We start from the raw sequence: 19,772 nt of genomic DNA, 5'->3' as shown, positions 1-19,772 counted from the left end.
TCTCCTTTCAATTTGGGTTTCATGTTTGCGAAGGGAAAAGGTAGGCTTTATTTCTTATGTATATCCGTCCTGCTTTTTCTGTGATGATGAAACTGGAAGAAAATTTAAGTAAAAGCCCCAATTTAACGCTCAAAATAGGCTATAGTCTCTATAATGCCTTTTTAATTTCATGTAAAATGTAATGATTACCAAAATGGACAGCGATGGAGGAGAACATGGAGGATTTTAAAGATCGTTTACATACGATCCGCCAAGAACAGAACAAGCTGCTCAAGGAGTATCAAACATTAATCGCAGACTATGAAGCCTCAGATATCATTTTGGAGAATGAGGTTCTGCGAAAAAAGTTCGAGGATTATCAGGCTCGCTGCATTCACTTGGAAGAGCGAGTACGACATATTGAGCAGGAAAATGGAAAATTGCGCACTGCGCTGACGGAGCAAATGCTGAGCGAAAAGGCGAATATGATTCGCATTTCGCGTGAAAAGCTGGAGACCTATTTTGCTTCCAGAACCACAGAAGGGGAAAATCGGCTGACATCCTTTGAATATGGGGCTAAAAACCGAGTGGACCAGCTTATTCAGCAAACTACGCATGAGCTTAAAGAAGATCAGGACGAGATCGTCGCCCGATTACGACTGTTCTCAGAGGAGATTCGAGACCGAATCATGGAGCAACGCAGGCGGTTTCAGGAGGCCGAGCGCAAATTGCTTCATCAGACGGCAAGCGAGTTCCAGCAGTTCGGAGAAGAAGAGATCAGCGAAGAAACGATGCAGAAGCGCATGAAGCAAAATCAGTTTGAAATGAAGTTAGGCTTGAACTGGATCAACAAGCTGGGGATTTTGCTCATTATATTGGGTGTGGGAGCCGCTTTTAAATACTCATACTCGAACTGGTTTACAGGAAATATGAAGGGCGTTGCCTTCTTTCTGCTAGGAGCGCTGATGCTGGGCGGCGGCGAATGGCTGTACCGCAAGCAGAAGCAGACCTTTGCGCTCGGTATTTTGGGCGGCGGTATTTCTGTACTGTACGGATCGATTTTTTACAGCTACTTTTTGTTAGAAATCATAGGAATGTATACAGGCATAGGCTTGTCCGTACTTGTTACAGTGACCGCTGTGCTACTGTCATTAAGGTATGAATCCCGAACGATATGCTCTTTTGGTTTAGTAGGGGGATATCTTCCGCTCTTTTCCTATATGGCAGCGAACGGGCTGGAAGGAAACGCCGTGTATATCGCCATGGGCTATTTGTTCCTGTTAAACTTGCTGATTCTGCTTGTATCCTTCCGCAAACGGTGGGTCGTCGTGCAATATATCAGCTTTTTGCTTAATACGCCCTTGATGATTGTGCTGGCGTGGTTATCGGAAAGCGCCGTAGCGAGCATGCTGTATGCAGTCATTACATTTGCGATGTACCTCGGGATGACACTGTGGGTGCCGTTCTGTTTAAAAACAAAACTGTCATGGCTGGATTTCTCCCTATTGGCTCTGAATACAGTCGTGAGCTGTTCCGTTCTGTATTCTCTGTTCGGCGATGCAGGCCTGGATGATTATAAAGGCTTGTTGGCTCTCGTCTTTTGCTTGGTGTACGGGGGTCTGGGACAATGGGTCCGTCGATATATTCCAGAGGAGAAACAAACCAAAATATTATTTTATGCGACTTCGTTGACCTTTGCCATCCTTATGATTCCGTTCCAGTTTGGAGTTAGATGGTTATCCATGGGGTGGTTGATCGAAGCGGTTCTTCTTACATTATATGGCCACCGTTACCGGTTGAAGGAATTGGAACGAGCTGGCTGGGGCATTTTATTACTGTGTCTGGGCGCATTCTTTTTCGTCGATTTCCCTATATATCTGTTGTCAGGATTTGAGACGGATTATTTTGGACTCAAATATACGCTCATTACACTGGGAATGTTGGTCGTTACCGTCTTCTATGCGATTGAATTTAGCCGTCCGAATGCTTTCAAAAACAATCGGTTGTACGAAATGCATATCATGCAAGGATTTAAATATGTAGCTTTGGTGAACGTGTATTTCTACCTTTTGTATGAAGCCGGGCATTGGTATAACATCGTTGTATCCGACGAGTTTGCCCATTACACCTTGTACAAAGTATTGTTGTACACCTGCGTATCGCTGGTGTTGGCTTATTTCCTGCCTAAAGTGAAGCTGCTGTACGATCGGGTGATTAAATACTACAGCTTGGCGTTGTACGTCATAGGCTATGCGCTGGCACTGGTGGCCACCGTAGCGATTCCAACTTTGCATGAAAATTATGCGCAAAATACGGCTGCTGATTATGTGGCGCTGGTGGTACTCGCAGCCTTTAATGTGCTGGTATTCTTCAGCAGCAGGGATTTCCTGAACGCACTGATGACCCGACATTATAGAAGTAATGAGTTGTATCCGGTCATTATGGGTGTATATTTGCTGGGCATCATAACCGCCTTCCTCGGAGTTCAGTTCCGCCTGGGGGATGCTGGTCTTGTGTTCAGTCTGGTATATTTGCTACTGGCCATTTTGTATATTGTATACGGCTTCCTCAAGCGAGTGGTCTACATTCGCAGATTTGGATTGGGCTTGACCTTGCTGTCGACAGGTAAGCTACTGTTGTATGATCTGCATCTATTAACGACAGGAAGCACGATTGTAGCCTACTTCTCTTTTGGTGTTGTACTGTTGGCGATTTCGTATATTTACCAAAAAGTATCCAATCGCATGGGAGAGACCATTATAAAGAAGGAAGTTGAAGAAAAAATGTAGTTTTCTGTTGTATTGTGTAGATACCGAACATTATGAAAATAAATCCGGTAATAGTGAAAAATTATGCATGACCTTACATCCTACTTACGCTATAATGAGTAAAAATTATTTATGTGCGCATGCTCATGTTTATGCGTAAGTAGAGAGAATGAGGGGGATATAATGAATTTGAGCAAGGGGCAGAATAGCCTGTCTGATAAAAATGAACGCTTCTCGTCAGCTGGATTTATATTGGCGGCGATCGGAAGTGCGGCAGGACTAGGTAACATTTGGAAATTTCCGTATATTACAGGACAATATGGCGGAGCTGCATTTTTCTTATTGTTTATTGTCTGCCTGTTGCTTGTTGGTTTGCCTGTACTTTTAGCAGAGCTTGCGCTTGGTCGTGCAGGTCGAGGAAGTGCTGCTTCTGCAATGGTAAAAGTAGGCGGTCATCCGATTTGGGGCAAGATGAGCATCATGTTTGTTATCGTACCGTTTGTTATCTTGTCGTTCTATGCCATTGTAGGAGGCTGGACACTGCATTATGCCGTAGAGGCATTTAGCGGAAATCTGTTTTCAAATAATGATTTTGCTGGACAGTTCGCTTCTTTTTCCTCCGGCTATGCGCCGTTGGTTTGGCTGTTAGTTGTTTTTGCATTTACAGCAGTCGTGGTTACTCTTGGGGTATCGAACGGGATTGAAAAGTTCAATAAAATTTTGATTCCTGCCAAGGTCATTCTGCTGCTCGTGTTGATGATTAACGCTCTTATGCTGCCAGGCTCTGGTGCGGGCGTATCCTTCTTTCTGAATCCTGACTTCTCTAAGCTAAGTATAGAGTCTGCATTGGTTGCTTTGGGACATGCCTTCTTCTCACTCTCACTTGGGATGGGGATTATGATCACGTACGGTGCATATGTGGATCGCCGTCAATCCCTGGGTGGAGCCATGCTGGCCGTTGGTGGTGGAGATTTAATCTATGCGTTTATCGCAGGTATGATTATTTTCCCTACAACCTTCTCCTTCGGAATTAATCCAGCTCAAGGACCATCGTTGGTTTTCATTGCTTTACCGGCTGCTTTCTCGGCAATGCCTTTTGGTGCATTCTTCGGCGGTTTGTTCTTCGTACTGCTGGCGGTTGCTGCGTTAGGTTCTATGGTATCCTTGCTGGAAGTTCCAGTAGCCTATGTCATGGAGCGTATGCGTTGGAGCCGGGTTCGCTCGGTTATCGTCGTATCGGTCCTGTGCTTGATGCTGGGCGTCCCTTCTGCATTGTCCATGGGGCTGGTGCCGGAACTAAAAGTAGGGGATAAATCATTCTTTGATTTCGTAGACTTTACCGCATCCAACATCTTCTTACCGTTAGGCGGTTTGTTGATTGTTATATTCACAGGTTACTACTGGAAGACTGCGGCTGAGCATGCAAACATCAAACCCTTCTGGTTCAATGTATGGTTATTCGGTCTTCGGTATGTTGCACCGATCCTGATGTTGTTGGTCTTCCTTCATACCTCAGGTATCATCAAATTTTAAGAGAATAGAATCCGAATAAAGAGGCATTTTCTTCCTAAGGGAAGAGATGCCTTTTTTTGTATATCTATCAGTGGTTACCTAACTGTGGAAAGGAATGATATAATAAAAACATTGTCATTAATTTTAACTTCAATGAAATCATTACGATTATGAAGTTTTATATAATGAATGAAAAGGCTACAAGGCATCGCACAGACGATGTGCAGGAGAGGGAAAGGGCAGAAGAGCATTGAAACAGACAGGGAGCTTGAATTTGCAAGAAGGACGGCGGCTGAAATGAAGTCTAATCGGTTGTCGTCACAACGTCGTTATATGCCAGGTTTGGATGGTTTAAGAGCGCTGGCGGTCATCGCAGTCATTGTGTATCATCTGAATCCGGATTGGTTGCCGGGTGGTTTGTTGGGTGTAGGCGTGTTTTTTACGTTGTCGGGGTATCTGATTACAGATATTTTGGTTAGTCAGTGGGATACATATCATAGTTTTAAAATGAAAGATTTCTGGCTGCGTCGTGCCAGAAGGTTGCTGCCTGCCATGTTGACGGTTGTGGCTGTCATCGTCCTGTGCTCGTTGCTCTTCGATCCGTCACGGCTAACGGCCTTGCGCGGAGATGTTCCTGCAGCATTGGTGTATATGAGCAATTGGTGGTTTATTTTCCATCAGGTTTCGTATTTTGAAAGTTTCGGCCCCCCTTCTCCGCTTGGGCATCTGTGGTCACTGGCGGTGGAGGAGCAGTTTTATATCCTGTGGCCTTTACTGCTGGCGCTCGGGCTAAAATTCATGCCCAAGCGTATTGTGCTTGCAGGCTGGGTGACTTGTCTGGCGTTAATATCTGCGCTCTTGATGGCTGTGATTTACGTACCGGGAAGCGACCCGAGCCGGGTGTATTACGGCACGGATACGCGTGGATTTGCTTTACTAATTGGTGCAGCGTTGGCCTTGGTGTGGCCAAGCGGCAAGCTGAAAGAGCAAGCTTCTGCTAAGGCGCGTATGCTTCTGGACAGCATCGGTGCAATAAGCTTGCTGCTGCTTTGTCACTGGGCGTGGGCCTCGAATGAATACGACCCATCTCTGTACCGGGGCGGCCTGCTGGGCATAGCCTTGGTCACTGCTATTGTGGTCGCAGCGTTGGCTCATCCGGTAAGCCACCTTGGTCGTCTCCTTGGAATCAAGCCGCTACGCTGGATTGGAGCCCGTTCCTACGGTCTCTATCTGTGGCATTTTCCGGTTATTACGCTAACGACGCCTCAAGTAGATACCGATGGCGTACATGTGACGCGTATCATTTTACAATTGCTAGCTACCGTATTGCTGGCGTCTCTCTCGTTTAAATATATCGAGGAGCCGATTCGCCATGGGGGATTCCGCCACTGGATTACAGAAATCCGTTCAGCGGTTCGTAGACAGGCGCGGTGGAGATGGATGCCTACAACTACAGCGGCTGTGCTTTTTGCAGGTATTCTCATGGGTACCGTCCACCTGTACGTGGCTTCTCCTGATGCAACGATTCAGGCGGCATCAAGTGATGAGAAGCCAGTCGCAAAGGCAAAGGCGATGCCGCCACTTCACGGAACGGTATCCGTGGCTTCCAAGGAGCCCCAAGCCACCAAGCTGCAAGGATCCGAGGGCAGCAAGGCGCAGACCCCAGCCCCGTCTCAAGCCCAGACGCCTAAAAACACGGCGGTCCAGGCTGGTACTACGGATGATGTTACGAAACCGTCGGAACCTTCGGACAAACCCAAAGAAGATACGCCTATGACAGGTGATGGGTCGAGTGTGACCGCCATTGGAGACTCTGTCATGTTGGATGTACAGTCGTACCTTCAGGAATCCTTCCCGGGAGCTGTTGTAGATGGGCGGATCGGTCGTCAGATGGCCGAAGCGCCTGCCGTACTGGAGCAGCTAAGACAGAACGGACAGCTAGGTAAGACAGTTATCATTGAGCTGGGCACGAACGGCGCTTTCACTAAGGATCAGTTGGCGAATTTGCTCGCCAGTCTGAAGGATACGAAGCGTATTATACTCGTGAATACCCGTGTGCCTCGGCCATGGGAGAGTATTGTGAACAAGCATCTTGCCGAAGCTGCATCCCAAGACCCACGAATTACAATGATTGACTGGTATGCAGCAAGCTCTGGTAAAAATTCATATTTCGAGCATGACGGAGTACATTTAAAACCTAAAGGTGCTAAAGCTTATGCGTCCTTGTTAGCTCAGGTCCTAACGAAACAATCGTAATAAACTGCAATGATACTCGTAATTATGCAAATGCAAGACAAGAAAGCCACCGGGAGTAGGTTGTCCTCTGGTTGAAGTGCATCCCTAAATTTTCACCGGCTTAAACCTAAGGGTTTTTCCAATGTCCATTCTAAGGTGTGTACATCCACCCTGATCCGGTGGTTTTTCTTATTTTAGTGTGGAGGTACATAAGCTAATGGAAAAGGGCTATTCACATAGTAGAACAAGTGAGCACCGCTTGAAGAGGAACAGAAGAAGGCTGATACTGATTGCTATTATATTATTTGTGGCAGGTTGCATTACTTTCATTGCGATAAAGGTTTCGGATAGTAAGCCACACGCGCCGACCCAGGAGCTTGCTAAAAAAATGGATTCCGGATCATCAAACGTTAAATCCAGCGCAGGGGCAAAGGGTAAAGCGGCCTCTCCAAAAAACGATCCCGATGTAGAAGACGGTGCCTTTGTTGAAAAATATTTAAATCAGCAAATGCTAGGACAAATGCCCGATGGAGCTGATGGTAAAAAAGTGGCCTACTTATCCTTTGATGACGGACCATCCGTGACGGTCACACCTCAGGTATTGGATATTCTGAAAAAGCAGAAGGTCAAGGCAACTTTTTTTATTGTAGGTAAAGAAGCCAATGAAAATGAGCATACCAGGAACCTTATCAAAAGGATTGTTAAAGAGGGTCACGCGATAGGAAACCATACGTACTCACATAATTATAAATATTTATATCCGAACAGACGAGTAAATACGGATCATGTTATGCAGGAGATCGAGAAGAACAATCAGGTTCTAAAAAGTATTCTGGGGCCAGAATTCTCCACCAGAATGATCCGCTTCCCTGGGGGGCACATGACATGGAACAGAAGAGATCCACAGGGAATGGCTGCTCTGGATAAGGTTTTGCGTCAAAAGGATTACCATCAGGTGGACTGGAATGTATTAACGAAGGATGCAGAGGGAAGATCCAAGAAAGCACCGGCACTAATCAACCAGTTTATAAGGTCAGTCAAAGGTCGAGAAAAAGCAATTATACTCATGCATGACACCTATGGTAAAGAAGAAACAGCCAAAGCATTGCCGCAAATCATAGAATATCTGAAGAAACAGGGATATGAATTTAAAGTTATGAAGTAAGTAAGATAGGCATAAATGAGGAAAGGACGGGGCTGCTGGCCACCGTCCTTTTTGCTATTAAGGTATATCGTTCGCGTATTTTAGATGCGTTCTGCTTCACCCATCGCCTGAATGAAAGCTCCGATACCTTTGGGGTCGTTGGTTATAATCGGCTCACTGATATAGTAAGCGAAGGTACCGTCCCGACGATCTTTACCACCCAAACCGCTTACTTGCACCGTTTTGTTCAGATTCACGAGTCCTTCTTCAGTGATCGTGATAAATTCATCGATAATACCCTTACGGATGATTTCTGCCTCTTGACGATATTGCTCTGGCAGATAGCCTTTGCGAACGCCCTTGGCAATAGCATAGAGAATCATGCAGGAAGCTGAAGCCTCCAGATAGTTGCCTTTCACATGGCCCAGGTTGAGCACTTGATAAAAGACTCCACTTTCTTTATCACGCACTTTCAGCAGGGCTTCCAGTGTTTCCGTCAGCATATCGATCAGGACGGGACGGTCTGCATGATCCTCTGGAATATAGTCCAGCACGTCAACGAGTGCCATAACGAACCAACCCATCGAGCGTCCCCAGAAATTTTTAGAGCAGCCTGTTTCCGGGTTGCACCAATGCTGCTCACCCTTCTCATCCCAAGCATGGTAGAGCAGACCTGTTTCAGGATCACGCGTATGTTCGTAGCAGAGCTTGAATTGCAGGGTCACATCGTCAAACTCTGATGGATCTCCGAATTCGCGGATGAATTCAGCATAGAACGGGGCACCCATGTACAAGCCGTCGAGCCAAATTTGATACGGATAAATTTGCTTATGCCAGAATGCGCCCTCGCTTGTGCGTGGGTGTTTTTCCAGCTGACTGCGTAATTGGTAGGCTGCCTTTTTGTATCGTTCATCTCCTGTGGCACGATACAGCGAGAAGAGCAGCTTGCCGTTATTCACGTGGTCAATATTGTACTCATCTACTTTATAGCGCTGAATTACGCCATTTTCGTCAACAAAATGATCCATATGTTTTTTTATAAATTCCATGTACTTGGGATCGCCTGTCAGTTCGCCAACCCATTCCAGACCTCTGTAAATCACGCCATGGTCATATTCCCATTTTTCGTAAAATTCCGGGCTCCGTTGTAGAACGGAATCGCTCATACGTACAGCCCAAGAATCTGTTTTTGTAGGACTGGGGGTTGGTTGTGATGTTGGATTTGCCATGATACAGTCACCTCTTTAGTAAATGATTAATCTGTAATTGTTATTGTTGTTACATAGATGGAGTGTGTGTCTTAGGGCCAACGGGTTTGTTCTTGAAGCCCACATTATTGTTACCCCAGCACCGATCGTAATGGAAACCTGTCAGTTCCTCGAATACCTTCCGGGCTTCCGGTTTAGCTGATTTCATGGAACCACCGTTTTTGAGGCGGTCAATTTCGGCGATTAGCTTCTTGTGGCTGTCAATATCCAGCTTCATCACGACAGAAGCAATCATACCGATGATCGCGAGAACGATGGTACCGACCACGAGTACATAAAAGATGGCGTGCTGAGCAGCGACGGGCTGACTATCAGCCCCGGATACAAAGCCAAAGTGCTGTAACACCCAGCCGAGAATGAAGACGACAACGGCCCGCACCATTTTTCCGGCAAAAGTCATCATACCTGCATAAATTCCTTCCCGTCGACGGCCAGTCAACGCTTCATCCACATCGGCAAGGAACGTATATTGATTCCAAGGGATATAGTAGACGCCCCCTGTACCAAGTCCCATGAACAGTGTGATGACATATAGCCATACCATCGTATTAGAGGCTCCCGTTATATAGAGCAGGCCATAGCCTGCTACGCTAAAGCAAACGACAACGAGTGCAGCGATGAATGGCATACGGAATCCTTTACGCACACAGAATTGGATGAAGAAATAGGTAGAAATCAATTGAATGACAGAGTTAAAGCTATTCAGATTGGATACCATCTCCGAGCTTTGAAACAAGGAGAAGACAATAAAGTACGTAAAAGCAGAAGTAAACAGCCACTCAGCTGAAAAGCCGCCCAGGTACATCCCGAGATGATGACGGAACGTCTTGACCCGGAAGGTAGAGGAAATGTCGATAAACAACTTTTTCATCGAATCTATAAAGGAAAGCGGAGCTTCACCTTCCAGTTCCTTTTGCAGTTCCTCACTTGGACGTTCCCAGGAGTTTTTGTACAAGAATGCCATCGCAATCAGCAAAATAGCTGCAAAAACGAGACCGGTATAAAAGAAAGGCAATGGAGAGTCTTTGCCATACTCAGCAATAAAGCGACCAGGGATAAAAGCGGCGGCAAAATTGGCAATTTTGCCAAACATGGCCTTCCATCCAGTTAATCTGGAGCGTGCGCCGAAGTCGCGGGTCATCTCTGACGCCAGTGCTTCATACGGCACCATGACAGAGGTATATACCAGTTCAAACAGCACATAAGTACTCAGGTAATACCAGAAACCCAACCCATCTACCCAAAGCATCGGATACACGAGCATCAGCGGGATACCCATCATGATGAAAAAGCGTCGTCTGCCGAATTTACGGCCCAAGCGGGTCCGGTGAAAGTTATCGCTGATAAAGCCCATGACCGGATTGCTGACTGCATCTATGATGCTAGCAACAGAGAAAATGGCCGCGGCCTGAACGGGAGACAGTCCGCAAAAGGTTGTATAAAAGTACATTAACCATGCACCGCTAATCGCAAGTGCGCCACTTCCCAGCATGTTACCGCTTCCATAGGCGAGTGTATGTTTCAGTGTGATTCTTCGTTCCATGATCTGTTCACCTCATATTTTGTCTGGTTATGAGGACAATCACCGGTCGCTATATTATGCAGAATTGTCTAAGTTGGTAGATGGGCCAGGGCGTCCTGATAAAGCGGAGCTTTTAACGTGCCCCTATATTTTTTCCGCTCGGAGTACCCGAGCCGATCAGATCGCTTCCTTTGGCCAGCTTAAGGAAATCACCTAGCTGGATGGAACCGTCTGCACCTCGAGTGATAGAAGGCGTGAGACTAACAAAGTCGTCTGCACTGACTACCAGACCTTTGGCATTCGTCGATTTTTTGTTTTTCCACCAAACGCTAGAGTTGTCTTGATCTGCACCGCTTGTTTTGTCACTGGCGCTTCCCTCAAAGGAAAGATTGTTAATGAACACGTGATCACCCTTGTCAAAAGCAAAATTACTTTGTCCATTGTCCCACGAGGTATTATTGGTCAACGTAATGCTGCCGGGGTTGCTATTGTAGGTGAAGCCGTGTTTTTTGTTCTGGAAAGCAATACTGTTTTTCACAATATGGTTGACTTTGATTTTGTCTCCACCCAGCTTAAAGCCATTGCCGTCGCTGTTCGCGGTAGACGTTCCATCTGCGGTCTGCCCGTTGTGGTGGGCCACACTGTTCAAGATGGTTACCTCACCGATAGGGCCTGTTTCTGTTTTGCTATACAAATCCCAACCATCGTCTACGTTGTACGCAGCCAAGCAGTTATCAAACACATTGCCTGATCCTACAGTCAATTTGGCCGCGAAGCCATCGGCATCCTCACCATTATCGGGATCAGCGTTATCATGAGAGTAAGAATTTAAAATCAAATTATTCGAAGGCCACTCACTAGTGGAAGCGTTAGGAGAGTAACGTCCAAGCTGAAGTCCAGTATCCCGGTTGTGGTGGGTTTCCACGTTTTCGATTCGGTTATTGCTACCGCCGATATAGATACCATTATCTCCGGCACCCTTTACTTCAAGGCCCTTTACCAGCCAAAAGTCTCCGTTAAGCTGAAGTCCACGATTGGCTGAACCAAAGGCTTGAGCAGAGAAATCAAGTACCGGCTTTTCACTACCGTAAGCGACCAGCCCTTTGAGTGAGCCGTTATTGCCGCTATTTTCACGCTGAATTGTAATCGTTGAGGAGTAGGTGTAGTTGCCACCGCGCAGGTAAATGGTTTTACCAGGAGCAATTTGTGTAAGAGCTGCTTCGAGCGTGGTAGGACTAGATATGGTGCCCGGATTGGACACGTTACCATTTGGCGCCACATACAAATCTCCTGCCGCTAACGTTGTGGAGACGGTGGTTGAGTCAGTTGTACTAACTGCCTCTTCTGTGAGTGCGGAAGAAGGGGTGTCGTTGGGTAACGTATCTGCGTAAGCGGTTCCAATAATACAAGAAGAGGCGAAAACAAAAGAAACACTGAGTCTTAGAGCGTTAAATCCGTTTTTTGGACGATCATTCCGTTTAAACATGTAAATTCCTCCTCATTTGAGTTCTTATTTTAAAAGAAGATAGCATATATAAAAGTGGCTCATGCTGTCTTACCAGTAAAAACAGGACACCTCCTGGGGTGACAGATTGATCTAACCTATGTCTAATACGCTCTATGAAGTATATGCACAGTGTAATATATGTTAACGTTTGCATCAACAGTTTTTTACTGTTTTTTTAATGTTGTGAAAAAAAGTTCACACTTTTGTTTCAACTAAAAATGCACTTTTGTCAGACTGGGAAAATTTGATTATACTTAAACATTATACATATAATAGGAATGAAGACTGTGGGAAAGGGTGGTTTTAGCGCATGGAGAGTGGAAATCATTTGACAGATTCAACTGTCGAACAATTGCAGGAAAAGCAGCCAAGAGTGAAAAAGGAGATGATCGATTGGCTTAAGGCCATTATTGTAGCCATTGTGCTCGTGTTCATTATACGTTGGCTATTATTTGCGCCATTTATTGTTGAGGGAGCGTCCATGGAACCGAATTTCAAGACAGATGAACGAGTGGTCGTGAACAAGATGATTTATGATTTTCGTGACCCCAAGCCGAGTGAGGTTGTTGTATTCCATGTGAGAAAGGAACAAAGAGACTTTATTAAGCGTGTTATTGGGGTGGCTGGGGATACGATTCGGTATCAAGGCGACAATCTTTATGTGAATGGTAAGAAAGTAGAAGAGTCATACATTCAGGGAGCTATTCAGGATGCGCACGCCAAGGGAGAACTATATAACAATGTGGACTTTCCAAATGGAACCATAACCGATTCCAAGGTACCTGAGGGGTATATTTTTGTGATGGGCGACCACCGCAATAATAGTAGGGATAGTCGTGCTATTGGCTTTGTTTCTATTAAAGATATTGTTGGCCGTGCGGATGTGATTTTTTGGCCGGTGGATAGCGCGCAATGGGTTAAGCATAAATAAGGCCAGAGTACAGGCATGGACATCACGAAGACAAGAGGACTTGCGTAAAGTTTACGCAAGTCCTCTTTGGGTCATCTGTAAGGGTGTAGTTGAATCAGCCTTTGACGGCTCCGGCAACAACGCCTTTGACAATGTATTTTTGCAGAAAAATAAATACGATAATCGAAGGCAGCACAGCCATTACCATCGCGGTCATGGCGTATTGCCAGTCGGATGTGTACTGTCCGACGAAGGTATAGGCGGCCAGCGTCAGTGTCTTAGTGCTGGGCGAGCCGTTAACCATGAGTAACGGAAGCAGAAAATCGTTCCAAATCCACATCACGTCGATAATGACAATGGTGGCGGTGACTGATTTCAGCAAGGGGAAAATTACGGAAAAGAAAAGCCGGAAGCCCGAGGCCCCATCGATTTTGGCGCTTTCGTCAATCTCGACCGGAATGCCCTTCACAAAGCCGTGATAGATAAACACGGCCAGCGGAGCGCCGAAGCCCCAATACAGCAAGCCAAGTCCCCAAGTGCTGTCTGCCAGATTTAAGTCTTTCGCTAGTCGCAAGACAGTGAGCATGATGGACTGAAACGGGATCAGCATCGGCATAATGCACAGCATGTAAATCACGGAGCTCCATTTGCTCTTGGTTCTTGCCAGCTTGTAGGCCGCGATGGAAGATATCAGTACGATACCTGCCAGTCCGACGACGGTAATAATGGTGTTATTCAGAAATAGGCGTGGATAGTCAATGAATTTCCATACATATACGTAATTATCCAGCGAAAGCTGCTTAGGCAGGGCAATGACGTCGGTCATGACCTCGGCGAAGCTTTTGAACGAATTGTTAATGGCGAGAAACAGCGGGTACAAAAATAACAGTGATAATACAATCATGCCCGCTTCTAGCAAAATACGTCCCGTACGGCTGCGTTGCATCAGGCTTCAACCTCCCTGCGTTTGAAAATAGACAATTGAATAATCGTAATGATCAGGACTGCAACGAATAAAATCAATGCTTTGGCTGTTCCGTAGCCATACAGATTGTTCTGGAACGTGTCCCGGTAAATATCATACGCAATGCTGTATGTCGTACCTCCCGGCCCACCGCCGGTCAGAGATAAAATGACGTCAAACACTTTGATTGAGTTGGTCAGTGCCATGAAGACTGAGATCGTAATGGAAGGTGCAAGCATCGGTAGAATAATACTGAAAAATCTCCGAATCGGCCCCGCGCCATCGACAATGGCAGCTTCTTTTAGATCCTCTGGCACAGATTGCAAGCCTGCAATATAAATGACCATGTAAAAGCCAATGGATTGCCAGATCGATACCGCCAAAATGGAAACAAACGCGAGCCCTTCCTCACCCAGCCAACTGAGCTGGAAGATGCCCCAGCCTGTACTGTGACCCAATGACTCAAAGCCTTGCATGAAGATAAATTTCCATATGAATCCAACAATTACAAGACTGAGGATATAAGGGATAAAGAAGGCCGCTCGCAACCAAGCTGAGCTTTTCAACTTCATATCGAGAACGAGCGCCAGCAAAATGGCCAGCACATTCACCAATACAATGTACAGGATGGCATACTTGACGGTAAACCAGGCTGCATGTGCAAAATTGGCGTCTCCAAGCAAGATTTGCTTGAAGTTATCCAGACCTACAAATTTCGGATGTTTGGATATGCCGTTCCACTTGGTCAGGGAATAGCGTATCGTCATCAAAAACGGAATATAAAATGCAATCGTAATGCACAAGATTACGGGCAGTGTGAATAAACCGAATTCCAGTTTACTGCCCTTGTCGCCCCGGGTTCCCCTTTTTTTCAGCATAACGCACCTCTTTTTCTCAACATTTTCCGCTCTTACGTTCCAAGCTGTTTAAGATATAATGAAAGTATAGGATAGCTCTAGGGCCGGACCAATGGATTTAAGAAAACAGTTGAGGGTAAAAATGTGTACGCTTTCAAAAGGGGCGATTATCATGATGTCAGAGCGTGTAAGAACGTTTCTTCGCTCTATGTGGAGGAGAATCACGCAAAAATTAGTGAACAAGCTCATTCTACTTTTTACCTCGGTGATTATTCTGGTGGTGGGCTCACTCACAATTATTTCCTATCAGATGATTGAAAAGGAGTCGGTTAACCATAGCATCGCCAGCACGACCAATAATCTGCTGCTGGTCAATCAGAATTTGGAGGATTACTTGGAGGGAATGCAGCAGTTGGCTCTTCCGCAGCTACGTTACAACGATATTATGAACGCGATTGCCAATGAGAACTGGGACTATGCTTCGAGAATGGTCATTGAGAATTACTTGCGCAGCATGTTTTATTCGCGTACCGATCTGGAAGCGATCTATCTGTACGTGGCGGACCGACATCAATACTATGTGGTGACCAGGGAGACGTATAACATTACGGTGCGCAAAGGAGTAAATACAGATATTCCCAAGCTTCCTTGGTATAAAGAGGCGATGGCCAGTACCACGAATGAATCATTTCAATCCTTTGTGGGGTCCCGCTCTGATATGGGCTATGTAGCGCCACAAGCCAGCTTTATGGCATACCATCGAGTGCTGAGGTCGATTGCATCCCGTCACCCGCAGGCGGTGCTGTCCTTTTATTACAATACGAGCACCGTGGATGAAATCATGCAGAACATTCCACTGGGCAAAGGGGACCAATTGATGCTAATGAGCCCTAAAGGGGTTCCCTTTTATGTGAACAGCTTTCCGCTATATGAGCGGATGCGTGATTCCGGAGTGTTGGCACAGATTGGCAAGGGAGGAAGCGGGCGAGTAACGTGGTCTGATCGCAGTGGCAATCAGGAGTATTTGGTCGTCTATGATGCTGGCGAAAAGGATGGGTGGCAGCTCATTAAGCCCATCCCATACCGCCAGATTTATGAAGCAGCTACGACAACACGAAACTGGAGCTATGCCATTGGGGCTTTATTTTTAGGTGTGTCTATTATATTAGTGACACTGACCTCGAACGCCATTACCCGACCTTTACATAAGCTGTCCACCCAGATGAAGCGGTTTAGCACCGGAGATTTTGGAGCAACAGCTCCTGTGAAGGGACATGACGAGATTGCATATTTGTCACTGCATTTTAACGAAATGGTTCAAAGAACCGAAGAACTTATTAATGAGCGCTATCGCATGAAGCTGGTCGAAAAGAACGCCATACTCAAGGCGTTGGAGGCTGAAATTAATCCTCATTTTCTGTACAATGCCCTGCAAGCCATATCCACACAGGCATTAAAGCGGGAGATGTTCGACATGGCGGATATGGTGGATGCGTTGGCCCAAACGTTACGGTATTCCATCAACGGCAAGGATATCGTAGCTGCCCGCGAGGAGCTCAAGCATATTGAACGATATATAGGTCTGCAAAAAGCAAGATTCGGGGCGAGACTGCGGGTCGAAGTGGTATGGGAGGAAATGCTGATGGAGCTGCCGATTCCAAGGTTATCTGTGCAAACGTTGGTGGAAAACGCTATCAAGCATGCGTTGGAAAAAGTATCAAGCGATATTCTGATCGTCATTTCAGCCGATTCGAGTTCTACAGATGCAAATGCCACAATTGCAGTCAGGGACAACGGGCCTGGATTTTCAGAGGACAAGCTGAGACTGGTGCTGGATTCATTCCATGAAAAATGGGAAGAACGGGAGAGTGAGCATATTGGTTTGAAAAATCTGAACACACGGTTGAAGCTTTTGTATGGAGATCAGGCAGGATTATTCATCCTTACGGATGAAACGGGAACGGAAATGAGAATGCAAATTCCCCGGGGAGGAAGTAGTCATGTATAACGTATTGATTATTGACGATGAAGAGCCGTTGCGCGAAGCCATTCGTATTATCGGGGACTGGGACCGTCTGGGGATCGAACATATTTATGAAGCGACGAATGGAAGATTGGGACTGGAGCTGCTGGGTCAGCACCCTATAGATGTGGTGATGGTCGATATGAAAATGCCTGAGCTGAACGGTATCGAATTTCTCCGTGCCATCGAGAAGGCATATCCCCATCTGTTGACGATTGTCATTAGCGGCTACAACGACTTTGAATTTACACGGCAGGCGATTCAATCCCGGGTGGTGGATTATCTGCTCAAGCCTATCAATCGTCAGGATCTGAACCAGGCACTGCGCAAAGCAGTGGACATTCTGGAAAGCCGAGAGCAAAGCAAAAACAAGTCCATTAGCCAGAACATTACGCTGAATATGTCACTGCCGAAGCTGAAAGAGAAGCTATATTTGTCCATTTTGGACGGTAGCTTTAAAAGGCAGGCCAATACGGCGTTGCTCCCATTGATCGGAGCGGATCAGCCGGGGAATCGCTTTGGGGTGATCGTGCTGCGGCTGCTGAACAGGGATGAGATTCGCAGGACACGTTTTCATGGCGATGTCGATCTGATGGATTTTGCTGTAACGAATGTATTAGCGCAGACATCAGATGAACGGTTGAGTTGTTTTAGCTTCCCCCATCCGCGACGGGAGCGCGAGGTCATTTCGATCTGTACCCTGGCCCCAGGGCATGAAGAACATATGTCCCTCCTACTGGCACAAGTGGCACAGAAGGCGGTTGTGAACCTGCATGGGCTGTTCTGTATGGTAGTAGCGGCCGGAGTGGGCAAGCTCTGTACAGACGTAGTGGAGCTGGCTTCTGCCTATAGGGATGCCAAAACGCTTATTCACAGCACGGATGTATTGAAGCTGGAAGGGGAATCTATTCTCCATACGGTGCCCCGGCAAATGGCTACGTCAGAGGAAATGTCATGGACGGAGCAACTGTTGGCGATCCAAAAGGATGCTCAGACAGGTCAGGCAAACCGGGCAAAGGTGCTGCTGGGTGATCTGCTGAAACAATTGGCAACAGGTCCTGTTTTCCGTTTACAGGATGCAGATCGATTGATGCGGGAGTTCCATTTTCTACTGAAAGAGGCAGCGATTGAGTTGGGTGCGTCTACGTCAGCGTTGAATCAAGATGGAGCTTTGGAAGAACCGGAGCACGTGGGGGAAAGCGATTTGTCTGCTGATTTTACGAGCTTTGTTCACTACGGTCAGAGATTGAATCGGATGCTGGAGCTTTACATTGCTGGGGTCCAACATGCTCAAGCGGGGAACCAGCCCTTTGATATAACAGACATCAAAAGGCACATCGACCGTTATTATTTTGAGGATATTAAAATTTCGTTCTTTGCTGAAACCTATTTTTTGAGTCGGGAATACTTGATGAAGCTGTTTAAGCAGCAGTTTGGTTACGGTATTCACGAATATGTACAGAAGGTTAGGATGGACAAGGCGAAAGAGCTACTGGGCGATTCTAGCCTGAAAATACAAGAAATCTCGGATATGCTCGGCTACAAAGATAAAAATTATTTCAGTAAGGCTTTTCGTAATTATTATCAGGTATCACCGTCTGAGTATCGTGTGAGCTTGCAATAAACCACTTTTTTACCCTTAATGCTTCACTAATCTGCCTTTTTAAATTGGAGTATATTTTTTAGAATGATCGCATGGACGTTGATCACAAACAAATGGGGGAGTATCCATGTTAAAGAAGATGATGGCGTTATCCGGCAGTTTGCTTTTGACGGTCGGTTTGTTGAGCGGATGTGGAAGCAGCGGCGGCACGGATGCGTCGAAAGAAAGTGCTGGCGGCAAAGAAGATTTGAAAACGGTTACAATAAATATGTTCACAGCCTCACCGGAGTATACCGATGCCTTTAACGCGTATATCGAGGAGTATAAGAAGGTCAAACCTAACGTGAAGATCAATTTGGAGATCATGCAGGCAGACTACAACACGATTCTGAAGTCGAAAATAGCTTCAGGTAGTACACCGGATGTATTCCAAACGACGGCAGGAGGCGACATCGACACGTATGCGGATTATAGCGCCGATCTGACCAATGAGCCGCTAGCAGCAGCCATGACGGATGCTGTTCGAGCGAATATGAGTTCCAGTGACGGAAAAGTGCTCGGACTCCCGGTGAAGGGGAACCTGTTTTCGTTGATTTACAACAAAGATTTGCTTACCAAAGCTGGGATAACCTCCCCGCCAAAGACGATTGCAGAAATGCAGGACGCGGTCACCAAGCTGGAGGCGAAGGGCATTACTCCATTTGCGAACGCATATAAAGAGTGGTGGGTATGGAAGCACATCTTCATGCACTATGTAGATGCTGCTGCACAGGATGCAGGCGTGGAGTCGAAGCAGCTCGTTAGTGATTTTATCGCAGGTAAAGCAAAAATCAAGGACTACCCAGTGCTGTACAACAACTTCTTTAGCTTCATTGATTTGACGGTGAAACATGGCACAGATAAGCCGCTGGAACGGGACAGCAATGCGGGAGTAAGTGATTTTGCATCTGGAAAAGCTGCATTTATGACGGGTAAAGGTGCGTGGGATGAGGAAGCGATCAAGAAAATTAACCCTGATCTCAAGATTGGCATCATGGGGTATCCGGTGAGTGACAAAGCGGATCAATCGGTCATCATTACCGGTGCAGATCAGGCGCTACGTATCAATAAGGATTCCGAAGTATCGAAGGAAACAATTGAATTCTTCAACTGGCTGTACACTTCGGAATACGGTAAGAATTGGTTCTCCCAGGTAGCGAAGGTGATTCCGCCAATTAAGGATGCACCGCTTCCTGATCTTGAAATGCCTAAGGAAATGGAAAGCATTTTGAAAACGTCGAAGTCCGGTGATCTGTCTGTTAACTACTCCTTGGATACATTCCATCAAAAATTTGGCGAGCTGATGCAGGCTTATATCAGTGGTAACATGAACAAGGATCAGGCAGTTGCAGAGATTGAAAAGGCATGGGTCCAATTAGGCTCAGCGCAATAAAACTGGTTTCGCAGGGGCGCCCGTAAGGGCGTCTTTTGTGTTATGGCT

At 46.3% G+C, this 19,772-nt stretch carries 13 protein-coding genes; 8 read left to right on the top strand and 5 right to left on the bottom strand.

Features of this window, described 5'->3' with window-relative positions; all coding sequences use genetic code 11:
* The first annotated feature begins 215 nt into the window (after positions 1-215).
* The 4 genes from ACYCS5_RS13710 to ACYCS5_RS13695 all read left to right on the top strand — a co-directional run bounded on the left by ACYCS5_RS13710 (position 216) and on the right by ACYCS5_RS13695 (position 7,659).
* A complete protein-coding gene (locus ACYCS5_RS13710; RefSeq protein WP_459761219.1) occupies positions 216-2,768 on the top strand; it encodes a DUF2339 domain-containing protein in 2,553 nt (850 codons plus the stop codon).
* Positions 2,769-2,930: 162 nt separating this feature from the next.
* On the top strand, positions 2,931-4,280 hold the full coding sequence (locus tag ACYCS5_RS13705; RefSeq protein WP_013312591.1) for a sodium-dependent transporter: 1,350 nt from the start codon (positions 2,931-2,933) through the stop codon (positions 4,278-4,280).
* Between the two features lie 276 nt (positions 4,281-4,556).
* Positions 4,557-6,515: an acyltransferase family protein gene (locus ACYCS5_RS13700; RefSeq protein ID WP_459761314.1), complete on the top strand. Its 1,959-nt coding sequence runs from the start codon at positions 4,557-4,559 to the stop codon at positions 6,513-6,515.
* Between the two features lie 196 nt (positions 6,516-6,711).
* Positions 6,712-7,659 (top strand): polysaccharide deacetylase family protein, encoded by a 948-nt coding sequence (locus ACYCS5_RS13695; protein ID WP_459761218.1) that lies wholly within the window; start codon positions 6,712-6,714, stop codon positions 7,657-7,659.
* An 80-nt stretch (positions 7,660-7,739) separates the two neighbouring features.
* On the opposite strand, the gene ACYCS5_RS13690 is transcribed toward ACYCS5_RS13695, so the two are convergent.
* The 3 genes from ACYCS5_RS13690 to ACYCS5_RS13680 all read right to left on the bottom strand — a co-directional run bounded on the left by ACYCS5_RS13690 (position 7,740) and on the right by ACYCS5_RS13680 (position 11,914).
* Positions 7,740-8,867, bottom strand: a complete 1,128-nt coding sequence (locus ACYCS5_RS13690) for a glycoside hydrolase family 88/105 protein (protein WP_459761217.1) — start codon at positions 8,865-8,867, stop codon at positions 7,740-7,742.
* 49 nt (positions 8,868-8,916) lie between these two features.
* Complete coding sequence (locus ACYCS5_RS13685; protein ID WP_459761216.1) at positions 8,917-10,449, bottom strand: MFS transporter; 1,533 nt, start codon at positions 10,447-10,449, stop codon at positions 8,917-8,919.
* Positions 10,450-10,561: 112 nt separating this feature from the next.
* Complete coding sequence (locus tag ACYCS5_RS13680) at positions 10,562-11,914, bottom strand: right-handed parallel beta-helix repeat-containing protein (RefSeq protein WP_459761215.1); 1,353 nt, start codon at positions 11,912-11,914, stop codon at positions 10,562-10,564.
* 331 nt (positions 11,915-12,245) lie between these two features.
* Between ACYCS5_RS13680 and lepB the strand changes: the two genes are divergently transcribed.
* A complete protein-coding gene (gene lepB / locus ACYCS5_RS13675; RefSeq protein WP_165145728.1) occupies positions 12,246-12,866 on the top strand; it encodes a signal peptidase I in 621 nt (206 codons plus the stop codon).
* Positions 12,867-12,960: 94 nt separating this feature from the next.
* On the opposite strand, the gene ACYCS5_RS13670 is transcribed toward lepB, so the two are convergent.
* Both ACYCS5_RS13670 and ACYCS5_RS13665 read right to left on the bottom strand, forming a co-directional pair.
* The gene (locus ACYCS5_RS13670) at positions 12,961-13,791 is read right to left on the bottom strand and encodes a carbohydrate ABC transporter permease (RefSeq protein ID WP_039271872.1); all 831 of its coding nucleotides are present in this window, start codon (positions 13,789-13,791) and stop codon (positions 12,961-12,963) included.
* Positions 13,791-14,687: a carbohydrate ABC transporter permease gene (locus ACYCS5_RS13665; RefSeq protein WP_029518756.1), complete on the bottom strand. Its 897-nt coding sequence runs from the start codon at positions 14,685-14,687 to the stop codon at positions 13,791-13,793. Before ACYCS5_RS13665 ends, ACYCS5_RS13670 begins: the two co-directional genes overlap by 1 nt.
* 121 nt (positions 14,688-14,808) lie before the next feature.
* Here ACYCS5_RS13665 and ACYCS5_RS13660 point away from each other — a divergent pair, with 121 nt between their 5' ends.
* From ACYCS5_RS13660 to ACYCS5_RS13650, 3 genes are all read left to right on the top strand, one after another.
* Positions 14,809-16,674: a cache domain-containing sensor histidine kinase gene (locus ACYCS5_RS13660; RefSeq protein ID WP_029518755.1), complete on the top strand. Its 1,866-nt coding sequence runs from the start codon at positions 14,809-14,811 to the stop codon at positions 16,672-16,674.
* Positions 16,667-18,313, top strand: coding sequence for a response regulator (locus tag ACYCS5_RS13655; RefSeq protein ID WP_341040295.1), 1,647 nt, complete (start codon positions 16,667-16,669; stop codon positions 18,311-18,313). The genes ACYCS5_RS13660 and ACYCS5_RS13655 overlap by 8 nt, the downstream gene beginning before the upstream one ends.
* 106 nt (positions 18,314-18,419) lie before the next feature.
* Positions 18,420-19,724 (top strand): ABC transporter substrate-binding protein, encoded by a 1,305-nt coding sequence (locus ACYCS5_RS13650; RefSeq protein ID WP_039271867.1) that lies wholly within the window; start codon positions 18,420-18,422, stop codon positions 19,722-19,724.
* The last annotated feature ends 48 nt before the right edge of the window (positions 19,725-19,772 follow it).

This window comes from Paenibacillus sp. SEL3 (assembly GCF_054602585.1).
This window is presented reverse-complemented; position numbering and strand designations above follow the sequence as displayed.

Bases quoted from the DNA above. Each gene is read 5' to 3' on its own strand.
- ACYCS5_RS13710 (WP_459761219.1), top strand. From the start codon at position 216: ATGGAGGATTTTAAAGATCGTTTACATACGATCCGCCAAGAACAGAAC.
- ACYCS5_RS13705 (WP_013312591.1), top strand. From the start codon at position 2,931: ATGAATTTGAGCAAGGGGCAGAATAGCCTGTCTGATAAAAATGAACGC.
- ACYCS5_RS13700 (WP_459761314.1), top strand. From the start codon at position 4,557: ATGAAGTCTAATCGGTTGTCGTCACAACGTCGTTATATGCCAGGTTTG.
- ACYCS5_RS13695 (WP_459761218.1), top strand. From the start codon at position 6,712: ATGGAAAAGGGCTATTCACATAGTAGAACAAGTGAGCACCGCTTGAAG.
- ACYCS5_RS13690 (WP_459761217.1), bottom strand. From the start codon at position 8,867: ATGGCAAATCCAACATCACAACCAACCCCCAGTCCTACAAAAACAGAT.
- ACYCS5_RS13685 (WP_459761216.1), bottom strand. From the start codon at position 10,449: ATGGAACGAAGAATCACACTGAAACATACACTCGCCTATGGAAGCGGT.
- ACYCS5_RS13680 (WP_459761215.1), bottom strand. From the start codon at position 11,914: ATGTTTAAACGGAATGATCGTCCAAAAAACGGATTTAACGCTCTAAGA.
- lepB (WP_165145728.1), top strand. From the start codon at position 12,246: ATGGAGAGTGGAAATCATTTGACAGATTCAACTGTCGAACAATTGCAG.
- ACYCS5_RS13670 (WP_039271872.1), bottom strand. From the start codon at position 13,791: ATGCAACGCAGCCGTACGGGACGTATTTTGCTAGAAGCGGGCATGATT.
- ACYCS5_RS13665 (WP_029518756.1), bottom strand. From the start codon at position 14,687: ATGCTGAAAAAAAGGGGAACCCGGGGCGACAAGGGCAGTAAACTGGAA.
- ACYCS5_RS13660 (WP_029518755.1), top strand. From the start codon at position 14,809: ATGTGTACGCTTTCAAAAGGGGCGATTATCATGATGTCAGAGCGTGTA.
- ACYCS5_RS13655 (WP_341040295.1), top strand. From the start codon at position 16,667: ATGTATAACGTATTGATTATTGACGATGAAGAGCCGTTGCGCGAAGCC.
- ACYCS5_RS13650 (WP_039271867.1), top strand. From the start codon at position 18,420: ATGTTAAAGAAGATGATGGCGTTATCCGGCAGTTTGCTTTTGACGGTC.